Origin of the sequence: Phyllobacterium sp. 22229 (assembly GCF_052056495.1) — a bacterium.
Lineage (GTDB): Bacteria > Pseudomonadota > Alphaproteobacteria > Rhizobiales > Rhizobiaceae > Phyllobacterium > Phyllobacterium myrsinacearum.
Genome location: NZ_JBQEPA010000010.1, coordinates 159,279 through 181,601 on the forward strand (window position 1 = coordinate 159,279; position 22,323 = coordinate 181,601).

General features: G+C 57.8%; 25 protein-coding genes and 2 tRNA genes. 14 read left to right on the forward strand and 13 right to left on the reverse strand.

Annotated features, from left to right (window positions below):
- Nucleotides 1–64 precede the first annotated feature (64 nt).
- Nucleotides 65–265 carry a hypothetical protein gene (locus ACTJJ7_RS14230; RefSeq protein ID WP_440967607.1) on the forward strand — a complete coding sequence of 67 codons (201 nt, stop codon included), beginning with the start codon at nucleotides 65–67 and terminating at the stop codon, nucleotides 263–265.
- A gap of 117 nt (nucleotides 266–382) precedes the next feature.
- Nucleotides 383–643 carry a DUF982 domain-containing protein gene (locus tag ACTJJ7_RS14235; protein ID WP_105732563.1) on the forward strand — a complete coding sequence of 87 codons (261 nt, stop codon included), beginning with the start codon at nucleotides 383–385 and terminating at the stop codon, nucleotides 641–643.
- A 107-nt stretch (nucleotides 644–750) separates the two neighbouring features.
- Here the strand turns inward: ACTJJ7_RS14235 and ACTJJ7_RS14240 are convergent, their stop codons facing one another.
- The 3 genes from ACTJJ7_RS14240 to ACTJJ7_RS14250 all read right to left on the reverse strand — a co-directional run bounded on the left by ACTJJ7_RS14240 (nucleotide 751) and on the right by ACTJJ7_RS14250 (nucleotide 2,739).
- Nucleotides 751–1,602, reverse strand: coding sequence for an alanine--tRNA ligase-related protein (locus tag ACTJJ7_RS14240; RefSeq protein ID WP_440967647.1), 852 nt, complete (start codon nucleotides 1,600–1,602; stop codon nucleotides 751–753).
- Between the two features lie 291 nt (nucleotides 1,603–1,893).
- A complete protein-coding gene (locus ACTJJ7_RS14245) occupies nucleotides 1,894–2,511 on the reverse strand; it encodes a LysE family transporter (protein WP_440967609.1) in 618 nt (205 codons plus the stop codon).
- Nucleotides 2,512–2,664: 153 nt separating this feature from the next.
- Nucleotides 2,665–2,739: transfer RNA gene (locus ACTJJ7_RS14250), tRNA-Asn, on the reverse strand.
- Nucleotides 2,740–2,981: 242 nt separating this feature from the next.
- On the opposite strand from ACTJJ7_RS14250, the gene ACTJJ7_RS14255 reads away from it, so the two are divergent.
- Nucleotides 2,982–3,227, forward strand: coding sequence for a hypothetical protein (locus ACTJJ7_RS14255; RefSeq protein WP_440967649.1), 246 nt, complete (start codon nucleotides 2,982–2,984; stop codon nucleotides 3,225–3,227).
- A 38-nt stretch (nucleotides 3,228–3,265) separates the two neighbouring features.
- On the opposite strand, the gene ACTJJ7_RS14260 is transcribed toward ACTJJ7_RS14255, so the two are convergent.
- On the reverse strand, nucleotides 3,266–4,162 hold the full coding sequence (locus ACTJJ7_RS14260; protein WP_440967611.1) for a LysR family transcriptional regulator: 897 nt from the start codon (nucleotides 4,160–4,162) through the stop codon (nucleotides 3,266–3,268).
- 116 nt (nucleotides 4,163–4,278) lie between these two features.
- On the opposite strand from ACTJJ7_RS14260, the gene ACTJJ7_RS14265 reads away from it, so the two are divergent.
- Nucleotides 4,279–5,028, forward strand: a complete 750-nt coding sequence (locus tag ACTJJ7_RS14265) for a GNAT family N-acetyltransferase (RefSeq protein WP_440967612.1) — start codon at nucleotides 4,279–4,281, stop codon at nucleotides 5,026–5,028.
- A 72-nt stretch (nucleotides 5,029–5,100) separates the two neighbouring features.
- On the opposite strand, the gene ACTJJ7_RS14270 is transcribed toward ACTJJ7_RS14265, so the two are convergent.
- Together ACTJJ7_RS14270 and ACTJJ7_RS14275 are read right to left on the reverse strand one after the other, a co-directional pair.
- Nucleotides 5,101–5,174, reverse strand: a tRNA-Cys gene (locus ACTJJ7_RS14270).
- Nucleotides 5,175–5,345: 171 nt separating this feature from the next.
- Nucleotides 5,346–5,891: a hypothetical protein gene (locus ACTJJ7_RS14275; RefSeq protein ID WP_440967614.1), complete on the reverse strand. Its 546-nt coding sequence runs from the start codon at nucleotides 5,889–5,891 to the stop codon at nucleotides 5,346–5,348.
- 195 nt (nucleotides 5,892–6,086) lie between these two features.
- Between ACTJJ7_RS14275 and ACTJJ7_RS14280 the strand changes: the two genes are divergently transcribed.
- The 3 genes from ACTJJ7_RS14280 (at nucleotide 6,087) to ACTJJ7_RS14290 (ending at nucleotide 8,102) form a co-directional block, all read left to right on the forward strand.
- Nucleotides 6,087–7,115, forward strand: a complete 1,029-nt coding sequence (locus tag ACTJJ7_RS14280; RefSeq protein WP_440967616.1) for an Ldh family oxidoreductase — start codon at nucleotides 6,087–6,089, stop codon at nucleotides 7,113–7,115.
- A 160-nt stretch (nucleotides 7,116–7,275) separates the two neighbouring features.
- Nucleotides 7,276–7,614 (forward strand): ArsR/SmtB family transcription factor, encoded by a 339-nt coding sequence (locus tag ACTJJ7_RS14285; protein ID WP_105732568.1) that lies wholly within the window; start codon nucleotides 7,276–7,278, stop codon nucleotides 7,612–7,614.
- Entirely contained in the window at nucleotides 7,611–8,102 is a 492-nt protein-coding gene (locus ACTJJ7_RS14290) for an SRPBCC family protein (protein ID WP_440967617.1), read from the forward strand. Before ACTJJ7_RS14285 ends, ACTJJ7_RS14290 begins: the two co-directional genes overlap by 4 nt.
- Nucleotides 8,103–8,252: 150 nt before the next feature.
- Here ACTJJ7_RS14290 and ACTJJ7_RS14295 read toward each other — a convergent pair whose 3' ends face one another.
- From ACTJJ7_RS14295 to ACTJJ7_RS14310, 4 genes are all read right to left on the reverse strand, one after another.
- Nucleotides 8,253–9,008 carry an SDR family oxidoreductase gene (locus tag ACTJJ7_RS14295; RefSeq protein WP_105732570.1) on the reverse strand — a complete coding sequence of 252 codons (756 nt, stop codon included), beginning with the start codon at nucleotides 9,006–9,008 and terminating at the stop codon, nucleotides 8,253–8,255.
- Nucleotides 9,009–9,501: 493 nt separating this feature from the next.
- The gene (locus tag ACTJJ7_RS14300; protein ID WP_165401853.1) at nucleotides 9,502–9,663 is read right to left on the reverse strand and encodes a hypothetical protein; all 162 of its coding nucleotides are present in this window, start codon (nucleotides 9,661–9,663) and stop codon (nucleotides 9,502–9,504) included.
- A 216-nt stretch (nucleotides 9,664–9,879) separates the two neighbouring features.
- Entirely contained in the window at nucleotides 9,880–10,317 is a 438-nt protein-coding gene (locus ACTJJ7_RS14305; protein ID WP_440967620.1) for a hypothetical protein, read from the reverse strand.
- A gap of 42 nt (nucleotides 10,318–10,359) precedes the next feature.
- Nucleotides 10,360–10,911, reverse strand: coding sequence for a GGDEF domain-containing protein (locus ACTJJ7_RS14310; protein ID WP_105732572.1), 552 nt, complete (start codon nucleotides 10,909–10,911; stop codon nucleotides 10,360–10,362).
- A 547-nt stretch (nucleotides 10,912–11,458) separates the two neighbouring features.
- Between ACTJJ7_RS14310 and ACTJJ7_RS14315 the strand changes: the two genes are divergently transcribed.
- From ACTJJ7_RS14315 to ACTJJ7_RS14325, 3 genes are all read left to right on the forward strand, one after another.
- The gene (locus ACTJJ7_RS14315; protein ID WP_440967622.1) at nucleotides 11,459–12,133 is read left to right on the forward strand and encodes a protein-L-isoaspartate O-methyltransferase family protein; all 675 of its coding nucleotides are present in this window, start codon (nucleotides 11,459–11,461) and stop codon (nucleotides 12,131–12,133) included.
- A 158-nt stretch (nucleotides 12,134–12,291) separates the two neighbouring features.
- Entirely contained in the window at nucleotides 12,292–13,671 is a 1,380-nt protein-coding gene (locus tag ACTJJ7_RS14320) for a TolC family outer membrane protein (RefSeq protein WP_245457780.1), read from the forward strand.
- Nucleotides 13,672–13,893: 222 nt separating this feature from the next.
- Nucleotides 13,894–14,709 (forward strand): DUF2497 domain-containing protein, encoded by an 816-nt coding sequence (locus ACTJJ7_RS14325; RefSeq protein WP_440967623.1) that lies wholly within the window; start codon nucleotides 13,894–13,896, stop codon nucleotides 14,707–14,709.
- Between the two features lie 14 nt (nucleotides 14,710–14,723).
- Here ACTJJ7_RS14325 and ACTJJ7_RS14330 read toward each other — a convergent pair whose 3' ends face one another.
- A complete protein-coding gene (locus tag ACTJJ7_RS14330) occupies nucleotides 14,724–15,065 on the reverse strand; it encodes a hypothetical protein (RefSeq protein ID WP_105732576.1) in 342 nt (113 codons plus the stop codon).
- Between the two features lie 169 nt (nucleotides 15,066–15,234).
- On the opposite strand from ACTJJ7_RS14330, the gene ACTJJ7_RS14335 reads away from it, so the two are divergent.
- The 4 genes from ACTJJ7_RS14335 to ACTJJ7_RS14350 all read left to right on the forward strand — a co-directional run bounded on the left by ACTJJ7_RS14335 (nucleotide 15,235) and on the right by ACTJJ7_RS14350 (nucleotide 21,092).
- Entirely contained in the window at nucleotides 15,235–18,021 is a 2,787-nt protein-coding gene (locus ACTJJ7_RS14335) for a valine--tRNA ligase (RefSeq protein ID WP_440967625.1), read from the forward strand.
- Between the two features lie 397 nt (nucleotides 18,022–18,418).
- The gene (locus ACTJJ7_RS14340; protein WP_440967627.1) at nucleotides 18,419–19,687 is read left to right on the forward strand and encodes an OmpP1/FadL family transporter; all 1,269 of its coding nucleotides are present in this window, start codon (nucleotides 18,419–18,421) and stop codon (nucleotides 19,685–19,687) included.
- A 234-nt stretch (nucleotides 19,688–19,921) separates the two neighbouring features.
- Complete coding sequence (locus ACTJJ7_RS14345; protein WP_130502061.1) at nucleotides 19,922–20,311, forward strand: hypothetical protein; 390 nt, start codon at nucleotides 19,922–19,924, stop codon at nucleotides 20,309–20,311.
- Nucleotides 20,298–21,092, forward strand: a complete 795-nt coding sequence (locus ACTJJ7_RS14350; RefSeq protein ID WP_105732580.1) for a tetratricopeptide repeat protein — start codon at nucleotides 20,298–20,300, stop codon at nucleotides 21,090–21,092. Before ACTJJ7_RS14345 ends, ACTJJ7_RS14350 begins: the two co-directional genes overlap by 14 nt.
- Before the next feature lie 38 nt (nucleotides 21,093–21,130).
- On the opposite strand, the gene xth is transcribed toward ACTJJ7_RS14350, so the two are convergent.
- Both xth and erpA read right to left on the reverse strand, forming a co-directional pair.
- Nucleotides 21,131–21,910, reverse strand: coding sequence for an exodeoxyribonuclease III (xth, locus tag ACTJJ7_RS14355; protein ID WP_105732581.1), 780 nt, complete (start codon nucleotides 21,908–21,910; stop codon nucleotides 21,131–21,133).
- Between the two features lie 51 nt (nucleotides 21,911–21,961).
- Entirely contained in the window at nucleotides 21,962–22,297 is a 336-nt protein-coding gene (gene erpA / locus ACTJJ7_RS14360) for an iron-sulfur cluster insertion protein ErpA (RefSeq protein WP_162800193.1), read from the reverse strand.
- Nucleotides 22,298–22,323 lie beyond the last annotated feature (26 nt).

The following is a 22,323-nucleotide window of genomic DNA, read 5'->3' on the forward strand; positions in this document are numbered from 1 at the left end:
TCCTATAAATAAACAACTATTTATCCAGACATAGAAATGAGATTGATGACTTTAGGAGTCTGGAATGACCGAAGTTCGCTATTTGGGCCTGAACGCTTCGCGCGTGCTTCCGGGCCAGGGAAAACAGGAGGCGGGTCCGGCCGGCCGCTTGACCGACCTCAATGAACATCTGCTTTGCGACATCAATCTGAGCCCGGCGATGCGCGCAAGCCTGAAGTATGCGGACAGTGACCGCCGCTGGGTGGATTTCCGTCAGCCCGTTTAGCCGCCAGGATTACCTGCACATGATCGTGATCGGGGCCCACGAACGCTGATCCATCGCAATTTTGCCACAGGCGCTTTTCAGATTGGAACCAGTCTGAATGATCCGCGTTTCTAGGCCATGAAAGATGCCCAGTTCAAACCGGTGACCGTCGAGTCACTCCATTCCTTCAAGCTGCGGAACATTGGTTCGGTGGCGGAGGCGGCTGAATTTTTGTCCAGCGATTGGCCGGGCGAGCGGGGAAGAATTTACCTGCTCGCCCGGATGGCTTGCAATGAGGCGATGGAAGGCCATGCCTCACCCGCCATGGCACGCTCGGTCTTCGTCCAGGCGACCATGGAGGCCGATATCTACGTGGAGAATACCACCTGGGTGCGCTAGTGGCCCGATTCTGACATTCGCATCCCGTTAATACAGGCCATTCAGGCAAATGTCAGAATCAAAGGACCACTAGCCCCAGCCATTTACGGTCAGGATGAAAAGGCGGGTCAATCCCGCCTCTCCATATCGGTGATATCAATGCCATGGGTGTCAAACCACCATTGTGCCGGTTTGTCCGGATGTTTGGGTTTGAGCCGCACGTATCGTTCCTGCAACCGCTGCTGACGGATCAGTTCCTCCTGGAAGAACGGATGATCCAGCGCGCCGCCCATCACTGCCAGGCGGCGCAGCAATTTGCGCAGGACGTAGCCCTGTTCCTTGTTGCCCGGCCGGTAGCCGCTGGCAATGATCGTGCTGATGGCATCCTGCAGGATTGCCTGCGGCGCAGCAGGTGGTGTGCCGTTGATCAGCATATCCAGCCGCTCGAGCCCGAATCCGGCATCGATGCAACTGCCCAAGGGATTGACGATGTTGCCGATTTCGACCCCTTGCTTGTAGAACTCGGTGCAATAGCTGCGCATGGTGCCGTCACTCCACAGGCATTCGGGATCAGGAACAACCGGAAGGCGTCCGCGATAGAGCGGTGCCCATTCAGCCATCCTGTCCGGGTGGATCGTGACGTGATCTGGCCACGCACCGATCCCGGCCAGAAAATCCAGCCAGAAATCAATGGCTTCTTCCAGCGTCATTTGCCGGAAGGAGAAAAGGCCGATCATATCGAAATGGAGAAAATGCGTTCCATCGCCGATCTCATCGAGATCTCCCAGCCGCAGGCAGGACTGGATATTGGCGAATGTGCCTTTGAAGGCTGCGTCGGGAAACAGTGGTTTGTACTGTTGCATTCCGGCGCTACAGAACAGCGTCGTGCTGTCGAAAGGGCGGACCGACAAGTTCAGGGAAAAATCAATTCCACGAACCCGGCAAAAATCCTGATAGGTACGGATTAGGCGTCCCGCGATGTCATAGGCAACCTCCTTTTGTTTGGATGCCTGGCAAAGATAGGTGGGATTGCGGCGGAGGGCAAGGCGCTGGCGCGTCCCATCGGCGTGCGCTTGGCCGTGTTTCAATCAAATCGTGGAAACAGCAGGCACGCTAGCCACGTGGCGATGACGCATAAGGCAGTGATTGCAAAAACAGACATGATGTCATCTCCAGGCCACGTGACTAACATGGAGATTTCGCACTTTCAATTCAACCAAAGTACAAAAGTTCAGGACGATTGTCTTGCTTTACCGGTTGTCATGCTGCGGTCAGCGGTCGGACAGAGCCAATTTCAGGCCGAAGCCAATGAAAATTGCCCCGGCAAAGGCATCAATGGCGCGCCGGGCCCGCTGATAGGCGCCGGCGACCGTGCGGTGGCTGAGCGCTGCGACGAGGCCCGCATACCAGATCGCCGATATGGTCACCATCACGACGACGGCTGCCGCGCCGTGGGTCCAGGGCGTGCCCGGCGCCATGGTGGCGGCAAACAGGCTGGCGACAAACAGCGCCGATTTCGGATTGGCAAGGTTGGTGGCAAGCCCAAGGCGCCAGGCACCAAGGGGTGTCGGCCTGACCTTGCTCGCAGGGATGGTCATCTCGCCCGCCGGCCGGCGTATCTGCCACAGCAAGCGCAGGCCCAGCCAGAGAAGATAGACGCCGCCTGCGATCTTCAGGCCCATATAGGCAATGGGGGCGGCCATGAACAGCGACCCGATGCCGAGCCAGCCGGCAAGGCCCCAGCACAGGGTGCCCGTCAGGGTGCCTGCGGCCGCCGAGAAGGCGATCTTGCGTGAGCCGGTGAGGGTGCAGCGGATGATCAGGAAGAAGTTCGGCCCCGGAGTGAGCGCAGCAATGGTCCAGATGGCGGCAACGGTGAGCAGGAACATCATGTCTCCACGCGGATGTTTGGCTTGGCTGTTCATAGCACCAATTTGCCGCCGGCGGTAAGAGCATTGGCGGTCATGACGGCGATAACGGCGATGGGGAGGGCGGAAAAGCAAAAGGCTCAGCAGCGTCAGCTGCTAAGCCTTTGAGGTGACTGGCTCCCCGGGCCGGATTCGAACCAGCGACCAACCGGTTAACAGCCGGTTGCTCTACCACTGAGCTACCGGGGAAGAGCTACTCAGTCATCAGCGAAGTGGCCTATAGCAAAAGGGTTTCGCTTTTGCAAAGGACCATTTCGTTTTTTTTCATATAATGTGCACAGAAATGATGACATGCCGCTTTTGCATTCCTACATCCGGGTCTGTTGAACACGGAAAGGAGAGAGAACCGCGTGACCGAACGCCTCGAAAACACCAGCAATCATGGGCCCGATGGTGCCGATGAGCATTCCGCCGCACCAAAACGCAGGCATATGCGCATTTTTGGTCGTCATGTGCCCATTCCACAGTCGGTGGCAATGCGTCGCACGCTCGGCGGTGCGCTTGTCGCCGGGGGAACACTGGGTTTTCTGCCGATTCTGGGCTTCTGGATGATTCCGCTGGGACTTGTGGTGCTTTCGCATGATTCTGCGCTGGTCCGGCGCAAGCGCCGTCAGCTGGAGGTAAAATTTGGCCGCCGCTGGAAAGGCAGCCGCGCTGCAGCCAGCAACAAGGCCTGATTCGCCTCAAACCCGTTGCGCCCTTGCGATGCTGCCGCTCAGAGGCGCCTGCGCGTCCCGGCTTCGGTGATGGCGGCAATCAGCGCGCGCAGGCCGCGCGTGATTGTCTTGTCCTGGCGAATGATCAGCGCGAGTTCCCGGTGCAGGTGAGGCATCAGCGGGCGTACGGTGAAGGGCCTGCGCTGTTCCGGTTCACGCACCGACATGGCGGGCAATATGGCCCATCCCAACCCCGCGCGCACCAGTTCCTTGATGGCCTCGACACTGCCCAGCGACATTACCGGCTGCAGGCTTACGCCGCTTTGTTCAAACCAGCGGTCGATGATCCGGCGGGTATTGCCTGAGGGTTCAAACAGAATCAGCGGGTTTTTTGACAGTTCCTCTGCTGTCACCTCCGGCGGCATGACCACGCCGGCGGGGGCGACGGCAACGAATTCGTCGCGCAGTATCGACTTTATTTCCAGCATCCGGCCGGAGGCGGGCATTGTCACCAGGGCAATGTCGAGCACATTGTCTTCCACCGCCTTGACCATGTCCTGCGTGTTGCCGGTGCTGACGGTGATATCCAGCGACGGAAATCCTTGCTGCAGGCTGCGCAGGAGCGGCGGCAGCAGGTAGATGCAGGCCGTGGCTCCGGTCCCCAGCCGCACCCGGCCGATTGTCTCGGTCGTGTATCTGGCCATGGCGTCCAGAGCGCCTGAAACCTCCCGGTTTATACGCCCGGCATGGGCCAGAAGCTCCATACCGGCGGCAGTGGGAGTGGCCTTGCGGCCGATGCGCTCGATCAGGCGGACGCCAAGCCGCTTTTCCAGCTGGCGCACCTGCAGGCTCACCGCTGGCTGGCTGATGTTCAGCCGGTCGGCGGCGGCGGAAAAGCTGCCGAGTTCGATGACTTCGACAAAGGTGGCCAGTTGATCAAGGCTGAGGGAAGACACAAAGCTTTCCTTATAGTTCGTATAGTCATTCAAAGCTTCTTTTATATCTCCCGCAATGCAAAATGCCACCGGATTCCCCGCCGGACCGGGGCGAGACGATACGCAGGAGACAGGACGTGAGCGGTCGAGCAGGTGGTATCCGCACAATGTTGCATCGGGTGGATTGCTTTCTGACCGCCGCGCCGCAATCGCGATGGCATCAGCTTGAGGCATTGCGGGCGCTCGAGCCGCACCTGTTGCGGGATATTGGTCTGACGCCAGCGGATATCCGGCGCGGCAAACCGGAGAAACATTCATTGGATAATCAATTGCTTGCAGAAAAACTCTCTCATCTTGATTCCGCCGCCGTGCGGGTGCGCGATGCGCAAGACCGCGATATGGAGCCGGTGCAGGCCATCTATGCCTATCACGTGCTCAATGGCATTGCTTCCTTTGAACTCGAGGTGCCAGCGGCGGGCGAGATGGCGGCGCGCCGGGCGGCTGTGCTTGCTGCAGGGCTGCCATATCTGGTGGCCGAGGTGAACGGAGAGATCGCGGGGTACTGTTATGCAACGCCCTACCGGCCACGCCCTGCCTACCGCTTCACGGTGGAGGATTCGGTTTATATCGCCAACGGCATGGCTGGCTGCGGGATAGGATCTCTGCTGCTCGGCGAGCTGATCCGGCGGTGCGAGGCCGGTAACTGGCGGCAGATGGTGGCCGTCATCGGCGATAGCGGCAATACGGGGTCGCTGCGGCTGCATGAGCGGCTTGGTTTTGCGCCGGTCGGTACGCTGCGCGCCGCCGGCTTCAAGTTCGGCCAATGGGTCGACACGGTGCTCATGCAAAGGCCGCTGGGGCAGGGCGACGCGACTTTCCCGGCTTAGAAGGGGCGTTGTCGATGCGGGTGCCGATGAACCGGATTATTGACGTCGGGATATACAGTTTGAAGAATAATTTGGAGGCCTCGCCCGGAATCGAACCGGGGTGCAAGGATTTGCAGTCCTCTGCGTAACCACTCCGCCACGAGGCCTCGTCACTGGAGACAATACACAAGACACAAGCCTGTGAATCTCCGGTGCCGTTGTCTATGAGACGAAGTCAGCGGCGTCAAGTCATTCCAGACAAAATCCTTCCGCTACCGCCATATGGCCGCGATCAGCCAAAACGGCAATGCTGTCGCCGCATGCCCGGCCACGCCAGATCAATCGCTATTGGTATGGGTGCGGTTCAGTCTTTCGAGAGTGGTCTTGAACGGTACGGAAAAGGATAGGTGTTCTATAGTGGTGTCTGGCCGATAGAACGCACCGACCTGTACGCCACCCTTGAGCCAGTAATCCCAATCGATTTCGTCGTCGTCCTGTTCCGTGTGATACGGAACTCCGAATTCGCGCAGTGCATCGGAACGGTTGCGAAGGGGACCGCGGGTGAAGGGAACAGGGCCATTATAGGCCTTTCGATCCTTCTTGGCTTTGTCATAGGCAAAGACACCCGACAGAACCGCCTTTCCTTCATCCTCTGGTGTTCCATAGGTCTCTTTGTAATCAGTGTGAAATTGGAAGGCGAGTTCGATGCCGAGGGGCTTGAGTTCAAGATGCCCGACACCGTGCCCACGCCGCACGCGGCCCAGCATCTGGGCAACATCAAACCCGGCAGATAAGAGAAGACTGGAGAGCCCAGCGCTTTGCTCGGTATGTCCAAGAAACGGCAAAATTTCACTCACGTTCATCGCGTCAAGGGTTCCTGCCATCTGTTCCCCCGACTGGATCACAGATTATGGTCAAGTTCAATTAGCATGCGCTCAGAACACAGCGCTTCGACTGCTTTACAGGTAAGGGTTCACACACTACCAATCGGTCATAATCCCGCCTCGTCTAATGGCAGGACACCGCCCTTTGAAGGCGTGAATCGTGGCTCGAGCCTATGAGCGCGAACCATCATATGGGTGGATTTCAAGCCGGTAATTCGAAACCAGCGGAGAGGAAGCCAATTGGAAATAACGATTGACGATGCGAAAGCGCTTGCCCGGCGGGCCTGTATTTCCGTAGGGGCAAGCAGTGCAAACGCAAATGCACTTGCAGATGCAACCGTTACCGCTGAATGCAACGGACGCAGCGCCGTGGGGTTTCGGCATCTTCTGGATTATCTGGCCGCATATTCGGAAGGGCGCATCAACGGCAATGCCGAACCGGAGGTTGCATTTCCAGCACCTGCACTTATTCGCGTTGATGCCGCGGGGGGAATAGCGCATCTCGGATTTGATCTTGTGATCGATGAACTGGTCACGCGGTCGCGTACATTTGGGCTCGCGGCGCTCGCTCTGCACAACAGCTATACAACAGGTGAGCTGGGATATTACGTCAGGCGTCTTGCGGATGCCGGATTGGTCGCATTCGCGGCAACGAACAGTCCTGCCCTGATGGCATCGGGAAAGAGCCGTGAGGCGGTGTTTGGCACCAATCCCCTTGCTTTTGCCGCGCCAAGCGAGGATTCGCGTCCGCTGGTGATTGATCAAGCTTCCAGCGCCACAGCTTTCGTCACCATAAGGCAACTTGCCGAACAGGGAGAACAGATACCCGAGGGATGGGCCATAGACGCCGAAGGCAGTTCCACGACAGATGCCGGTGAAGCGATGCGGGGCGCACTCCTTGCCTTTGGCGGCACGCGTGGTGCGAATATTGCACTGATGGTTGAAACGCTTGCCGCAGGATTGACTGGTTCCAATTGGTCTCTTGATGCACCATCCTTTTCGCAAGGCGCTCTTTCGCCAGGGGTAGGGTTGTTTGTTTTTGCCATACAACCCAATTTGCTTGCTCCAGATTTCCCGGCACGTCTTGCCGCCCAGCTGGACCGGCTGCACAGCAAAGGCATTCATATTCCGGGTCGCGCGCCTGTCCTGCCATCGATTGATCTGCCAGCTGATCTGCTCAACACTTTGGAGGCCTTTAGCCTTCGTTCGCTCGCTCGGGATTGAATGCCTGCGGAAACGGTCCGCTGTTGCCGGGTAATACTAAGGGATTGACCTAAGTTTTGAACCAGCCTATAACCCGCTTCGGTCCAGATCGACGTGGATGCTTTCAAGGGAGGGGCCCGTGATACCACAGACCGGCGGCAGCATGCCGCCACGCCACCCCATGCCAGATCCGGCTGTCGTGGATCATATTTTCCGCGCGCTGTCCGACGCGACGCGGCGCGATGTGCTTGAACGGCTCACCGTCCGCCCCGCTTCGGTATCCGAACTCGCAGCACCCTATGGCATGGCACTGCCGTCCTTCGTCGAGCACCTGAAAGTGCTGGAGGGAAGCGGTCTTGTCCGGTCGCACAAAACCGGACGTGTGCGGACATACGAACTTGCGGCGGAACGGCTCAAGCTTGCGGAAGATTGGCTCGGGCGCCAACGCGTGCTGTGGAAACGCCGCCTCGATCAACTGGACAACTATCTTATGAAACTCAAGGAGGAGGAAAGCAAATGAAGCTACCCGACATCACGATCAATCCCAAACTCGATCTCGTGCTTGAACGTGATCTCGACGTTCCCGTGGAGCTTGTATGGCGCGCCTGGACAACACCGGAGCACCTGCGCCAGTGGTTCGCGCCAAAACCATGGTCAATCACCGCTTGCGACATCGACCTGCGGCCTGGCGGGACGGTCAATTTCACCATGCGTTCGCCCGATGGCCAGGAGTATCCGAACACCCATTGCTATCTCGAAGTGAAGCCGCACGAGCGCCTGGTCATCACCGACACGCTGATCGCCGGCTACAGGCCGTCAGCCAATCCGTTCTTCACAGCCACGCTCGACCTTGCGCGCAACGGAAACGGCACGCTCTACCGTGCGATCGCCCTTCATGGCGACGAATCCAACCGCAAGAAGCATGAAGAGATGGGTTTTCACGAGGGCTGGGGCACCGTGGTCAGCCAGATGGTCGATTATATCAAGACCGGACGCATGCATTCCTGAGGAGCGCTTGACCTATCGGCGTTCAATGTGTCCGGCACGCTGCCGGTTGCATTGAACGCTGGAAGCGTGGCGTTCACAGGGCCGCGAGCAGTGCGAGGCCCGGCTTTCATGAGATGCCGGGCCTCCTCGTTTCAATGTCGTATAGTTGCTTTAAGACGGGTTCATTGCGGCAAAAGTCTCCTCGTAGCGGCCCTCCCGCTCCGCCGAACGCCGGGCACGGTCGCGCTCGACCAGGACTTCGCCTCTCGGATGGTTTTCCGCCTCCAGCAATTGCATGACCTCGGCTACATAGGCGGCAACCGGCATGGCGCGGGGATCGGATGCCTGCCGGTCGCCGGTCAATTCCGTCTGGACATAAGGCGGTGCCAGCTCAAGCACGCCGACCGGAATATTGCGGAGTTGATGACGCAGCGACTGCAGCCATGAGTGCAGGAAGGCCTTGCTGGCGCAATAGGTGGGGAAATCGGCGCGGGGAATGAAGGCGAGGTTTGAACTGGTCGCGAGGATCGTCGCACCGGTCCGGGTTTTCAGCAGCGGCAGGAACGCCGCCGTCACGCGCAGCACGCCCAGGATGTTCGTCTCGATTATCGAGTGAGCGGCGGAAATGTCCCAGTCATCCGTCGTCATGTCCTCCGGCCGCGAGATGCCGGCATTCGCGATGAGCATGTTAAGCGCTGGAAAGCGTGTGCGAACCTCGCTGACAAGATGAGCCAACGAGTCCGGATCGCCGAGATCAAGCGGGAGTCCCACCAGACCCGGCCGGGCGGCTGCAATCTCTTCAAGCAGGGATACGCGCCGCCCCGTGATGATGACGCGGTTGCCGCGGTCGTGGAACGCTTCAGCCAGTGCACGCCCGATGCCGCTGGTGCCGCCGGTGATGAGGATCGTGTTGCCAGTCATTTGCATAGTATGTTGCTCCTTGGTTTCAATCCGGACATGTGGCCGACGGCTTGACCGTGTTCGGGCCTCTGTCTCGATGTGTTGGCGCCAATGGAGAAAGGGTTTTGCCGAACGGCTCCCTGTTGCTCAGGCCGCACGACATTGCGCCGCAGCGTACCCGATGCCGGGAACACAGCTGGAAGCCGTCGAACGGCCGGGAATGGGAGGTTGGAAAACGATGTCATACCATAAGCGCCTCTTGGATCGAGAACTCCCTGCTGGGATCCTCTCGACAAAGGACGCGTTGGATGACGGTAACGCCTACGACAGCTGGCTGCACGCGCAACTGTAATTGGCCAACTAGACCCGCGTGCCGTGCTTGTCAACACGCTGTTGGAAGCGTGGCTGTTGATGCCCGCTCCCCCGGATAGCACAATGCGGAATCTGGCCCGTATGCCGGCAAAGCAAAACCCGCACGGCCGTTGCGGTGGACCATGCGGGTTTGAAACGATGGGCGGGGTTATTGAGGGAAGGCGCCGGGAACCAGGTCAGCGGGCAGGCTGGGCGCAGCAATGGGCTGGGAATCGCTTGCGGATTTGTTCTTGGCCAAAGCCTCGCGCAGCACCTGCCATTCGCGCTCATGGCGCTGGTAGACTTCCTGTGGAACGGTCTTGATCGTCATTCTCTCATGCTCCGAATTGAATTGCCGGACGTCAAACGATCCAAATAGGCAAGAGTTCCGCAGTTCAAATCAACAATTGCGACGGTCTATTACAAAATCAGCGGAGGCGGCGGAGATTTTAATTTCAATTTTCAACACGTGATATGACCGCACTTGTGTTCGACTGGAAATTGGCCAGTAAAATCGATTTAAAGTATTGTTGTTACACCGCTTATTTCAATTTTCATCATCAGATGAGAGCGCATTGCGGATACTTGCCTCGTCTGAATCTTTGAACGCTGAGAATATCTCATTGCCGATCAAGCTGTGGATTTCGCGAAGATAGGCGCGCGCCTTTCCGGCTTGGCCGAGGGCGAGATAGGAGCGGGCAATGGAAAGCGACGCCAGCGGCTGTCCATGGCCGAGACACCATGGACGGGCGCTTTCAGATGCGGTGATGCTTTCGCCATAGCGATCGGCGTCGAAGAGCGCGGCGCCATAGCCGCTTTTGATCCAGAATCCGATATCCGTGCCCTGCAGGTATTCGTCGGCGATGCGGGAAGCCTTTTCCCAGTGTCTGACCGCGTGCAGATGGTCGCCGGCGGCACCGAGCCGGATGCCTTCATTGGCCTGATCGAAAGCCTCCCGTTCTCTCGGGTGCATGGAATCGGTCATTGCTGGGGCATCCTCATGAAAGCCGCGCGGCCGGTGAGCCTCTTAGCTGGAGCGGCGCTCGGAATAGCGGCGATAAACACCCCGGCCGGCGTTCTTGGCGATGTAGAGCGCGGCGTCGCCGCACCAGAGCAGGCTCTCCGGCGTTTGTCCGTCACGCGGGGCGAGGGCAGCGCCGATCGTCGCGGTTATCCGGATGGGTGTATCGCCGCCCAAATCATAGGGCTGCGAGATCGAGCCGATGATCCGGTCGGCAACGCGGGCGGTTTCTTCCGATGTGACCTGAACCAGTACAATTGCAAACTCGTCGCCGCCAAGACGATACACAACATCATTCTTGCGCAGACAGGACTGGAGCCGGTCCGCAACCAGTCTCAGAAGGTTATCGCCTTCAATGCGGCCATGTTGTTCATTGATGACCTTGAAGTTGTCAATATCGATACAAAGAATCGCAAATTCAATGCGGTCAACAAAGTCACTTTCGCTGTAAGATGCGCAAAGACTATCAAGATGTTCTTCAAGTGCATCCCTGTCGGCCAGCCCGGTGAGTTCGTCGTGACTGACGGGGAAATCGCCTAGTCCTTTGAAATCAATCATTTACGCATAATTCCTATCGCCGCTTACCGATTCCTTGTGCCTGCTTGTGACAATGGCAGGTGCTTGCTGTCAGTTCAATAACAGAATTGGGTGCATGCGTGAGCGGAAAACAATGGCAAGGTAAATAAAACTGACTTTACTTTCGCTACTTTAGCACGAATTTGCGAGCAATTCGACATCTCTTTGTTGCGAGGCGATAACCGGATATCGGCTTTCAGGGTCTTGCCGGGCTTATCCTGAATTGCGCGTCTCCGGTTGCGGGAGATTCGGAAAGAATCGCCTGATGGCACGCCGATGCCGGCGTCATGGCCACCGAAAAATGCGGCAAGAGTTGCACAAAGATTACGCCGCGTCAGAAAGATGCGATATTCGCGTGCAAATGGCCCGTGTGTCGCCTCGCCACGGCAGACATTGATTGACGATGGCTTAATTTTTTGCCACATCCTGTCCTAAATTATTGCTTCTGCTGAAATCATCCGGCAGGGGCCCGTTACGCGCTTGCAAGCGCTCTGTGTTGCAAGTGCCTTGCCAGGAAAGCTTGTGGACCATGACGCTGAACTTTGAAGATCTTCGCATCAAGATGGTCGACAATCAGTTGCGTACGACTGATGTGACCGACAAACCGTTGCTTCAGGCGTTCCTCGATGTTCCCCGCGAAAAATTCGTACCCAGCGCCCGTCAGCCGCTCGCCTATATCGATGACGATGTTCTCGTGCTGGGTGCCAGCGCCGAATCGGGTCCGCGTTACCTGATGCAGCCTTCCCCTTTCGCCAAATTGGTGCAACTGGCCAATGTTCAGCCTGAAGATGTGGTTCTCGATGTCGGTTGCGCAACCGGATACTCGGCAGGAGTGCTTTCACGCATTGCCGGGTCGGTGATTGCGATTGAAAGCGATCAGGCGCTGGCGGAGCAGGCGACTGCCACATTGGCGCAGCTCGGATATGATAATGTGGTGGTGGTTAGCACGCCGCTGCAAAAAGGATATGCTGCGGAAGCGCCTTATGATGTGATTCTGTTTGAGGGTGGCATTGATCATGTTCCTGGTCCATTGTTTGACCAGTTGAAGGATGGGGGACGCCTCGTTGCCGTTGAGGGCGCGGGCAATTCCGGTCAGGCCATGATCTATGTCAAGAATGACGGGGTCGTATCCGGCCGTCCTGCTTTCAACTCTGCCGTGAAGCCGCTTCCCGGTTTTGAGAGGGTGCCTGAGTTCGAGTTTTGAGTGTCGCACATGAGACAAAAGTGCAACGGTTGACCACTTTGTTCGCATATCGAAAAATGTGCCTGTGGCCATCTTGCAAATTGAAAGCTAATGAACGACATGTGGTCGAACCAATCGGTTCGGTCTGGGGTTTCCAAGTTTAGAGAATGAAGGGGTTTATGGTGTTCATACCGGGTAAGCGAGTACTCACCGCGGCGCTGCTGACGGCGACGGTCTTGACCTCTACGCCTTCAATGGCAGAAACGATCTTTGGCGCAATGGCCAAGGCGTATGACAACAATTCGACCCTCAATGCGGATCGCGCCGGTGTGCGGGTCACGGATGAGGGCGTTGCGATTGCCAAGTCGGGCTACCGGCCAACCGTTTCGGCGACGGCCGGTTTGACGGCGACGTCACGCCGCATTGATGGGGGCAGCACCAGCAACTCGAATGTCGGTACATTCGGCATCTCCCTCAATCAGACGCTGTTCGATGGCTTCCAGACCAAGAACAATGTTGCTTCGGCCAAGACCCAGGTTCTGGCCGCCCGCGAAAATCTGCGGAACAACACGCAGAACCTGCTGTTCAGCGCTGCACAGGCCTATATGGATGTGTACATGTTCCGGCAGATTGTGGTCCTGCGCCAGAAGAACCTGGAATTCCTTGATGAGACGCTGCGCGCAGCCCGTGCGCGTTTCGATGTCGGTGAAGGCACCCGTACAGACGTTGCCCAGGCCGAAGCACAGAAGGCATCGGCAATTGCCACGCTGAATGTGGCCCGTTCCGACGTGAAAACCGCCGAAGCCACCTATATCCAGATTGTCGGCGCAGCGCCGACGGGGCTGAAGCCTGCAAGCATTGCGGCAAAACATCTGCCGAAGTCGATGGACTCCGCCTTTGCCATTGCAGCAAAGGATCATCCGGGAATTCTCGCAACGCAATACGCCCTTGATGCTGCGGGTTATTCGGTGAAGTCGAATGAAGGCGCCCTGCTGCCGCAGATTGGCCTCAGCGGCGGCGTGACCCGTACGGATGTGTTTTCGGGCAATGACAGTTCGCAAAACGATGGAACGGCGGCATCGGCCGGCATCACGCTGACTATTCCGATCTATAGCGGCGGCCGGACACCGGCCCTTGTCCGTCAGGCCAAGGAAACCGCGGCACAGCGCCGGATTGAGGTGGATGTGACCCGCGACAGCGTGCGCCAGGCGATTGCCAAGGCATGGTCCCAGCTGGAAGCCGCCAAGGCATCCATCGTTGCGCAGAAAGCCGTGATCTCGGCTGCACAGCTCGCCTTGAATGGCGTTATCGAAGAACGCAAGGTCGGTCAGCGCACCACGCTCGACGTCTTGAACCAGCAGGCCCAGGTTCTGTCGGGGCAGATTGCCCTGGCTCAGGCCGAACATGACAGCGTCGTCACAAGCTACGCCGTTCTGCTTGCGGTCGGCCGGCTGCTGCCGGAACAGATCGGTTTGCAGGTCGCCCAGTACAAGCCGGAAGAGCACTACGACGCCGTCAAGGACAAGTGGTTCGGATTGCGCACGCCGGACGGCCGCTAGGCCACGGCCTGTTTTTCGCAACTGTTTTTATGCCGCCGGTGTCATCACGCCGGCGGCATTTTCATTGGCAGGGCAGACCTGCCGGTTTGAGGCCTTTCCAGAAAAGTCTGTGGGTTAGGCCGTATTCCCCGCCGCAGGGATTCTCAAAGACCATGTAAGCCTCTACACTGAATGCAGATTCGTTGCTCGGCAGCGAAACAAGATGTAGTAGGCGAGAGTATCATGGCACAATCCTCCAGCGTGGCGCGTGAACCTTCTATGGAAGAGATTCTCGCCTCGATCCGTCGTATCATCGAAGAGAGTGATACAACGCGCACGGAGGATAGTGTGCCGGCGCCGGTCAATTCCGATGTTCCAGCGCCCGTCGCCGCAATCCAGACGCCGCCGCACGCCTATGATGCGCATGATGAGGAGGCGGACCTGCCGCCGCGCGAAGGCATTGCCGTCTCGCAGCCGCAGCCCCAATCCTACGAAATGCCATTGGGCCGGCCGTTCTCGCCGCTGCAGTCCAAGCTTGTCGAGCGCGAAGCGGTTGCAACGCCGCCGGAGGTTTTGAAGGCCCCGGTTGTTGCCGAGCCGGAGATTCATGACCCGGCGGATTATGCCGTTCCGGAGCCCGAGGCTTTTGCCGCGCCGGAACCTCAGGTTGAAATTCAAACCCCTGTTGTCCCTGTGCCGCCGCAGGTACCTGTGGTTGAGCAGGACGTTCTGGCCGAAGCACCGGAACCGGCGCACGTGCCCGAACCGGTTGCACCGACGGCTGAATCGACAGAGGCCGCCATCGGTGACGAGGTTTCGCTCGATCTTGAGCGTGCGCTGGAACCGATCCTGTCGGAAGCAACGGAACGGCAGGTCAGCGCCGCTTTCGATGATCTTTCCTTTGCCGTTCAGCACGAGCAGCGCCGGTCCTTCGACGATATTGCGCAGGAAATCATGCGGCCCCTGCTGCAGGACTGGCTCGACAACAATCTTCCCAATCTGGTTGAGCGGCTGGTGCGCGAGGAAATCGAGCGCGTGGCGCGCGGCGCCAAGCGCTGATTTCATTCCAGTGGCTATCTGCCCTGAATCACTTTGAACGCACCCGGCGTAAGGCTGCCATTGCTCACGGAATTGATGTCAGCACGGGTGAGCTTGCCACTGACAATGCCTTGAACCAGTCGTTTGCACAGGATCGTTGGCATGCTCGAAACGCTCAGTCCTGATATGACGGCTATGTTCTGGCGACTTTTCATCGGCATGTTGCCGAACATATTGGAGCAGTATCCTATTTCGGCTTTTTGCCTCTCGGGTTTTGCCAGGAGGCCCTGTACTTCCTTATACCGGCCTTCAGATACCCCGCAGCCAGCCAGAATTGTCACAGCAGCGCATGCTGTGACGAGCTTGTAGAATTTCATGCTTTCCCCCTTACCAGTCGGCGATGTGCGACAGTTCATTCGGTAGCGTCCCGATCTTCTAAGTCAAGATTGCATCGTCGACATTCGGCAAGTCATCATTGACTTATGTCCAGCCATTCGGTTTACACCGTAGCTAACCTTTTTCCGCAAAAAATGACGGACTATTCGCATGCTTGAGAAGACCTATGATGCCGCGGCCATAGAGCCGAAGATCGCAGAACGCTGGGACGACGCTGGCGCATTCAAGGCCGGGGCCGGTTCAAAGCCCGGCGCGGATCCTTTTGCCATCGTCATTCCGCCGCCGAATGTGACCGGTTCGCTGCATATGGGCCATGCGCTGAACAACACGATTCAGGACATTCTCGTGCGTTTCGAACGCATGCGCGGCAAGAACGTGCTGTGGCAGCCGGGCATGGACCACGCGGGTATCGCGACGCAGATGGTAGTCGAGCGCCAACTGATGGAGCGCCAGCAGCCGGGCCGCCGCGCCATGGGCCGCGAGAAGTTCGTGGAGCGCGTGTGGGAATGGAAATCCGAGTCCGGCGGCATCATTGCCGGACAATTGAAGCGTCTGGGTGCGTCCTGCGACTGGTCGCGCGAACGCTTCACCATGGATGAGGGGCTGTCGAAGGCGGTTCTGGAAGTTTTCGTGACGCTCTACAAGCAGGGGCTGATCTACAAGGACAAGCGGCTGGTCAACTGGGACCCGAAGCTGCTGACGGCGATTTCCGACATTGAGGTCGAGCAGCGCGAAATCAAGGGGCACCTCTGGCATTTCCGCTATCCGCTCGAAAATGTGGCTTTCGATCCGGAAAACCCGCACACCTACATCGTGGTCGCGACCACCCGGCCGGAAACCATGCTGGGCGATACGGGCGTTGCCGTTAATCCCGCCGACGAGCGCTATCATGCCGTCCTCGACAACAATGTCGTGCTGCCGCTGGTCGGCCGCCTGATACCCATCGTTGCCGATGACTATGCTGATCCGGAAGCCGGGTCCGGTGCGGTCAAGATCACACCTGCGCATGACTTCAACGACGCGGAAGTCGGCAAGCGCAACGATCTGCGGCAGATCAATATTCTCAATACCGACGCTTCGATCTTCTTGAAGGATAACAACGACTTCCTCGAAGGACTGGAGAAAACGAGTCATCTCGATCAGCTGATTCATGCGCTCGATGGCAAAGACCGCTTTGCAGCGCGCAAGCTGATTGTCGCGATGATGGAAGAGGGCGGCTATCTCGAAAAAATCGAGGATCACACGCATATGGTCCCGCATGGCGACCGCGGCGACGTGCCGATCGAGCCCTATCTGACGGACCAGTGGTATGTGAACGCGGCGGAGCTGGCCAAGCCAGCCATTGCCAGCGTGCGCGAGGGCCGCACCAATTTCGTGCCGAAGAACTGGGAAAAGACCTATTTCGAGTGGATGGAGAACATCCAGCCCTGGACGATCTCGCGCCAGCTCTGGTGGGGACACCAGATTCCGGCGTGGTATGGTCCGGATGGTCAGGTCTTTGTTGAAAAGACCGAGGAAGAAGCGCTCAGCGCCGCGGTTCAGCACTATCTCGCGAATGAGGGGCCGATGAAGGCCCATGTGCAGAACCTGCTCGAAGACTTCAAGCCCGGCGATATTCTCACGCGCGACGAAGATGTGCTCGACACCTGGTTCTCGTCGGCGCTCTGGCCGTTCTCGACACTGGGCTGGCCGGACAAGACGCCGGAGCTTGCCACCTACTATCAGACCGACGTGCTGGTCACCGGTTTTGACATCATCTTCTTCTGGGTTGCCCGCATGATGATGATGGGCCTGCATTTCATGAATGAAGAACCGTTCCACACGGTCTATGTCCATGCCCTGGTGCGCGACAAGAACGGCGCCAAGATGTCGAAGTCGAAAGGCAACGTCATCGATCCCCTGGAGCTGATCGACGAATATGGCGCCGATGCACTGCGTTTCACGCTTGCCATCATGGCGGCGCAGGGCCGCGACGTGAAGCTCGATCCGAGCCGCATCGCCGGATACCGCAATTTTGGAACAAAACTCTGGAATTCGACACGTTTCGCCGAGATGAACGGCGTTGCGCGCAATCCGGCGTTCCGGCCGCAAGACGCAAAGCTCACTGTCAACCGCTGGATATTGACGGAGCTGACCAATGCGGTGCGCGATGTCACAGACGGCATCACCAGCTATCGCTTCAATGAAGCCGCCGGTGCGGCATACCGCTTTGTCTGGAACCAGTTCTGCGACTGGTACATCGAATTGCTGAAGCCGGTCTTCAATGGCGAGGACGCGGAAGCCAAGGCGGAAGCACAGGCCTGCGCCGCCTATGTCCTCGATGAAATCTACAAGCTGCTGCATCCGTTCATGCCGTTCATGACGGAAGAGCTCTGGGCGCATACGGCCGGTGAGGGGCAGGTACGCGATACCCTGCTCTGCCATGCCGGCTGGCCGGAGCCGGATTTCCTCGACGGGGAAGCTGCCGCGGATATCAACTGGCTGATCGATCTGGTGACCGGCATCCGTTCCGTACGGGCGGAAATGAACGTTCCGGCCTCTGCCACAGCACCGCTGGTGGTCGTCGGCGCAGGCGATGTGACCAGCGAACGCCTGGCCCGCCATGAAGCTTCGATCAAATGGCGCGCACGTGTCGAAACGATCGAACGCGCCGATGAAGCCCCCAAGGGATCGGCCCAGTTTGTCATTGGCGAAGCAACCGCCTGCCTGCCGCTTGGCAGCCTGATCGACGTGAAGGCGGAAGTCGCCCGGCTTGGCAAGGAAGCCGGGAAAATCAACGACGAAATCGACAAGATCGGCAAGAAGCTCGGCAATGAAAAATTTGTTGCCAACGCAAAGCCGGAAATTGTCGAGGCTGAACGCGAACGGCTGGTGGAACTGCAGGCAGCCATCGAAAAGATCGAAACGGCCATTCGCCGCGTCAGCGAAGCCGGCTGATCGAACTAATCATTTTGGGCTAATTGATTCTCAATTTGATTGAATTATTCTGTGCTTCCCTTGAATGACGGGGGAGCACACCCCATTTTCGACAGTCATTCGCCCCATTTCGGTCATTTTTGGCCGCCGTTGCATTTGAGCAACATTCCTGTTTTTTCACTGAAAACCAGCTGTTTCAGGCCTTAGACGATGGTCTGATGCGCAAAAAATCGGGCAAATGCGGGCTAAAAATCGCAAAATTTCCATGTTTTGAAAATTTGCATCTCGACCCCAGCCAAAAGCCTGTTCGCAAACAAGTTGCACGATTCGCCCGCTTTGTTACCTATTACGTATTGGTAACAATTTTGCTGAACTTTGATCGCGGGTTCAGAGGTTTTCAGGTCTCGGGGAGGACTTAATGACTAAGACTATTTCCACAATCGTCGGCAGCGCGCTTCTTTTGGCAAGTGTTGCTACTGCTGCACAAGCGGGGGGGCTTGAGCGCGGTGGCTACAACTGGGATCTCCTCTTTAGTGAAGAGCGTTTTGTGACCGAAGGTGGCGTGATCTACGTCATGCCTGACCGCAAGATCAAGAACGCCAAGGATACGAATCCCGCCGATGGCAACGAGAACTTCAAGAAGTCCTCGACGAGTGAAACGCCGGATTATTCCGTTTACAAGTTTGGCGCGAAGGTCGGCATCACACCGGATCTGGACTGCCTGGGCTCGTACAGCCAGCCTTGGGGCGTTCACACCAAGCCCGGTTCCAATTGGGCTGGCGACAACCAGAACATCGAAACCAAGATTTCCTCGGATGACTGGGGCCTGACCTGCTCCTACAAGTTCCACGTTACGGACAAGGGTTCGCTGCGCATCATCGGCGGCGTTTCCTATCAGGAGCTCGAAGGCTTCAAGACACGCATGGTGAACGGTTTTGTACCGTTGCTGACGCACGGTGCTCTGGATGGCACCGGCAGGCTGAACCTGAGTGCGGACGGTGTAGGCTGGCGCGTTGGTGCCGCTTATGAAATCCCTGAAATCGCCTTCCGCGCCAGCCTGATGTACAACGCGGCGGTCGATCTCGGCGAAGTTGGCGGTACGCTTGATCTTACCCAGCTCCCCAAGACACCCACCAATCCGCTTTCCGGCCGGATCACCGACGTTTACGGCACTGCCGAAATGCCGCAATCCATCGAATTCAAGCTGCAGACCGGTATTGCACCGAACTGGCTGGCTTATGGCTCGGTCAAGTGGGTTGACTGGAGCGTGCTCGACGTCATCGCCTTCTGCCCGACCTCGACTAAGGGCAAGGTTGCCTGCGGACCATCCTCTCCGGCACGCGCAACATCGCTTGATCTGATGTTCCAGGACGGCTGGACAGTGACAGGTGGTGTCGGTCACAAGTTCAACGATCAGTGGAGCGGTCAGCTTCAGGTCAGCTGGGACAAGGGCACGACAACCGGCCTGACCACCCAGACAGATACGTACCTCCTCTCGGGCGGTCTCGCATACTCGCCGAACAAGAATGTTGAAGTTCGCCTTGGCGGTGCCATCGGTATCCTCAAGTCCGGCTCTTACGGCCCGACAAAGTGCACGGGCAATGTGCCCTGCGGTACCGATGCCACCTATGACTTCGGCAATGATCTCGTCACCGCCGTATCGCTTTCCGGCAAGATGAAGTTCTGATCCGGTCAGGATCAAACAGAAAAGCCCGGTATTCGTACCGGGCTTTTTCAGTATTTGGACGTTGGTTTGTTGTGCACTGCAATGCCGGCGCTCCGAAAGTAAGAGTTTCTCCATTACGTTTTGTGACGATTCAGCAACACTTCTGAGCGATGATCTGCGAGGCGGAGGCAAGGGGCCATTTTGCCCATTTTGCGCCACAAACCCGGAGCACCTCGATAGGGCGGCGACCGATAAGTGGTTGAAGAAATGTCGTGCAATGGTGCCGATGTTCCGCCCGGGGCAATGATGGACGCAAAACCGATCTTACTGGCTTACATCAACAGCCTTTATGCGATGTCGGAACTGACGCGCTCCCCCGGTGATTCCACTTTTCCAGGCACATCCCATTCCCTGATCTCTGGCCGTACTATTGCCGGAAAGCGGTCAAACGATCGCTGGAATGATGCGTCATATTCATTCTCAACAACATCCACAGCGCAAAAGTTGTGCGCTCAAAATGGGGCGGCAGGCGGCGTTTTCGCCGGTGCCGCCGTCAATCGGGTCCTGACAGGGGGTGCCGGGCGCAGCGAAGCTGCGACGCATCCGGTCCGGGCAAAGGAAGTGTATTGCCATGCTCATTGTTGATCGCTTCGCAGCTCCGTTTTTCGGGATCGGGCTTGCTTTGAGTGTCATGACGCTGCCGTGCCACGCGTTCGACACCAGCAATGAGATGAATGAGGATTCCAGTCCTTTTGCCCTCTTCAAATTCGGATTTTCCGCTTACAAGAAGGGCGACAAGGATGAAGCCGTCAAGGCATTGAGATTTGCCGCGGAGAAAGGCCATCAGGGCGCCAACTGGAAGCTCGGCCGCATGTATGCGGATGGCGACGGCGTCAAGGAAGACGACTACGAAGCCTACAAGATGTTCGAGCAGGTCGTGCATGAGGGTGCCGAACAGGGCACGCAGAACGAGAGTTATGTTGCCGATGCGCTTGTCGCTCTCGCCGGTTATGTCAAACGCGGCATCCCGAATTCGCCGATCAAGTCCAATCCGAGCGCAGCGCGCGATCTCTATCTGCAGGCCGCCTCCAATTTCGGTGACTCCGACGCACAGTTTGAACTCGGCAAGATGCTGATGAAGGGTGAGGGCGGCCAGCCCAATCCCAACCAGGCGGCCCGTTGGTTCCGCCTGTCGGCCCAGAAGGGCCATGCCGGCGCGCAGGCCATGCTGGGCAACCTGCTGTTCCAGGCCGGAAAGACCGTGCGCGGCCTGGCCATGATGACCGCCGCATTCGAGCGGGCGTCAAAACAGGATCGCGTGTGGATCGGCGATATTCAGGAACAGGCGTTTTCCATTGCCAACGAAGCCGACCGCCGGACAGCCATCGTGCTTGCCGAAGACATCATCAAAACCGGCGACTTCTGATCGGCAAGCGCTGGCCCGAGAGGGGCCTTAGCTGCACATCATGTAAGGGCGATTGCGACAGGCACGTGATCCGAAGGTTTTTCCCAGGCGCGGACATGTTTTTCGATGCTGGCTGATGCAAGGCGGTTGGCGGCTTCCGGCGACAGCATCAGGTAGTCAATGCGGATGCCGTTGTTCTTCTGCCAGGCGCCAGCCTGATAATCCCAGAATGTGTATGTCCCGGCCTCGTCCGTGACGGAACGTGTCGCATCGGTAAATCCGAGATTTTCCAGCCGGCGCAATGCCTGGCGCGATTCCGGCTGGAACAGCGCATCATTCAGCCATGCCTCGGGGTGTTTGGCATCCTTCGGTTGGGCAATGACGTTATAGTCGCCCGCCAGTATCAGCGGTTCCTCCAGCGCAAGCCGGTCTTCCGCCCAGCGTTCCATGCGCTCCATCCAGCGCAGCTTGTAGGGGAATTTTTCCGTATCGATGGGGTTGCCGTTGGGCAGATACAGCGAAACAACGCGAATGGCGCCGGTTTCCGTCGAAAATACCGCTTCAATGAAGCGCGATTGCTCGTCGCTGTCCTCGCCGGGCAGTCCCCGGATTACCTCGTCGGGGCTCTTCTTCGACAGGATGGCAACGCCGTTGAAACCCTTCTGGCCATGGGTTTCGACGTGATAGCCAAGAGCTTCAATCTCGGCCCGCGGAAACTGCTCGTCGACGGACTTGATTTCCTGCAGGCAGACGATGTCCGGGTTGGATTCCTGCAGCCATGCCGTCAGAACTTCGATCCGCGCTTTCACACCATTGATGTTCCAGGTGACAATTTTCATGGGAAACAACGACTTTGCTAGTTTTTGATTGCGCGAAATCTGAAACGCCGGTCAGACGGAAAAACTGGTGCCGCAGCCGCAGGAGGACGTGGCGTTGGGATTGCGGATCTGGAATGACTGTCCCATCAGGTCATCGACGAAATCGATTTCCGAGCCGCCAATATAGGGCAGGGATATCGAATCGATCAGCACCTTTGCGCCGAGTTTCTCAATGACGATGTCATCGGCGTCCTGGGCATCGACGAGATCATATTTGTAGGAAAAGCCCGAGCAGCCGCCGCCTTCGACGGAAATGCGCAAGGCAGTCTTCTCAGGATCGGATTTCAGAATTGCCGAAATGCGCTTGGCAGCAGCATCGGATACGGAAACATTCATTGCATCGCTCATTTCTTCACGCTCCAGGGGCGAACCAA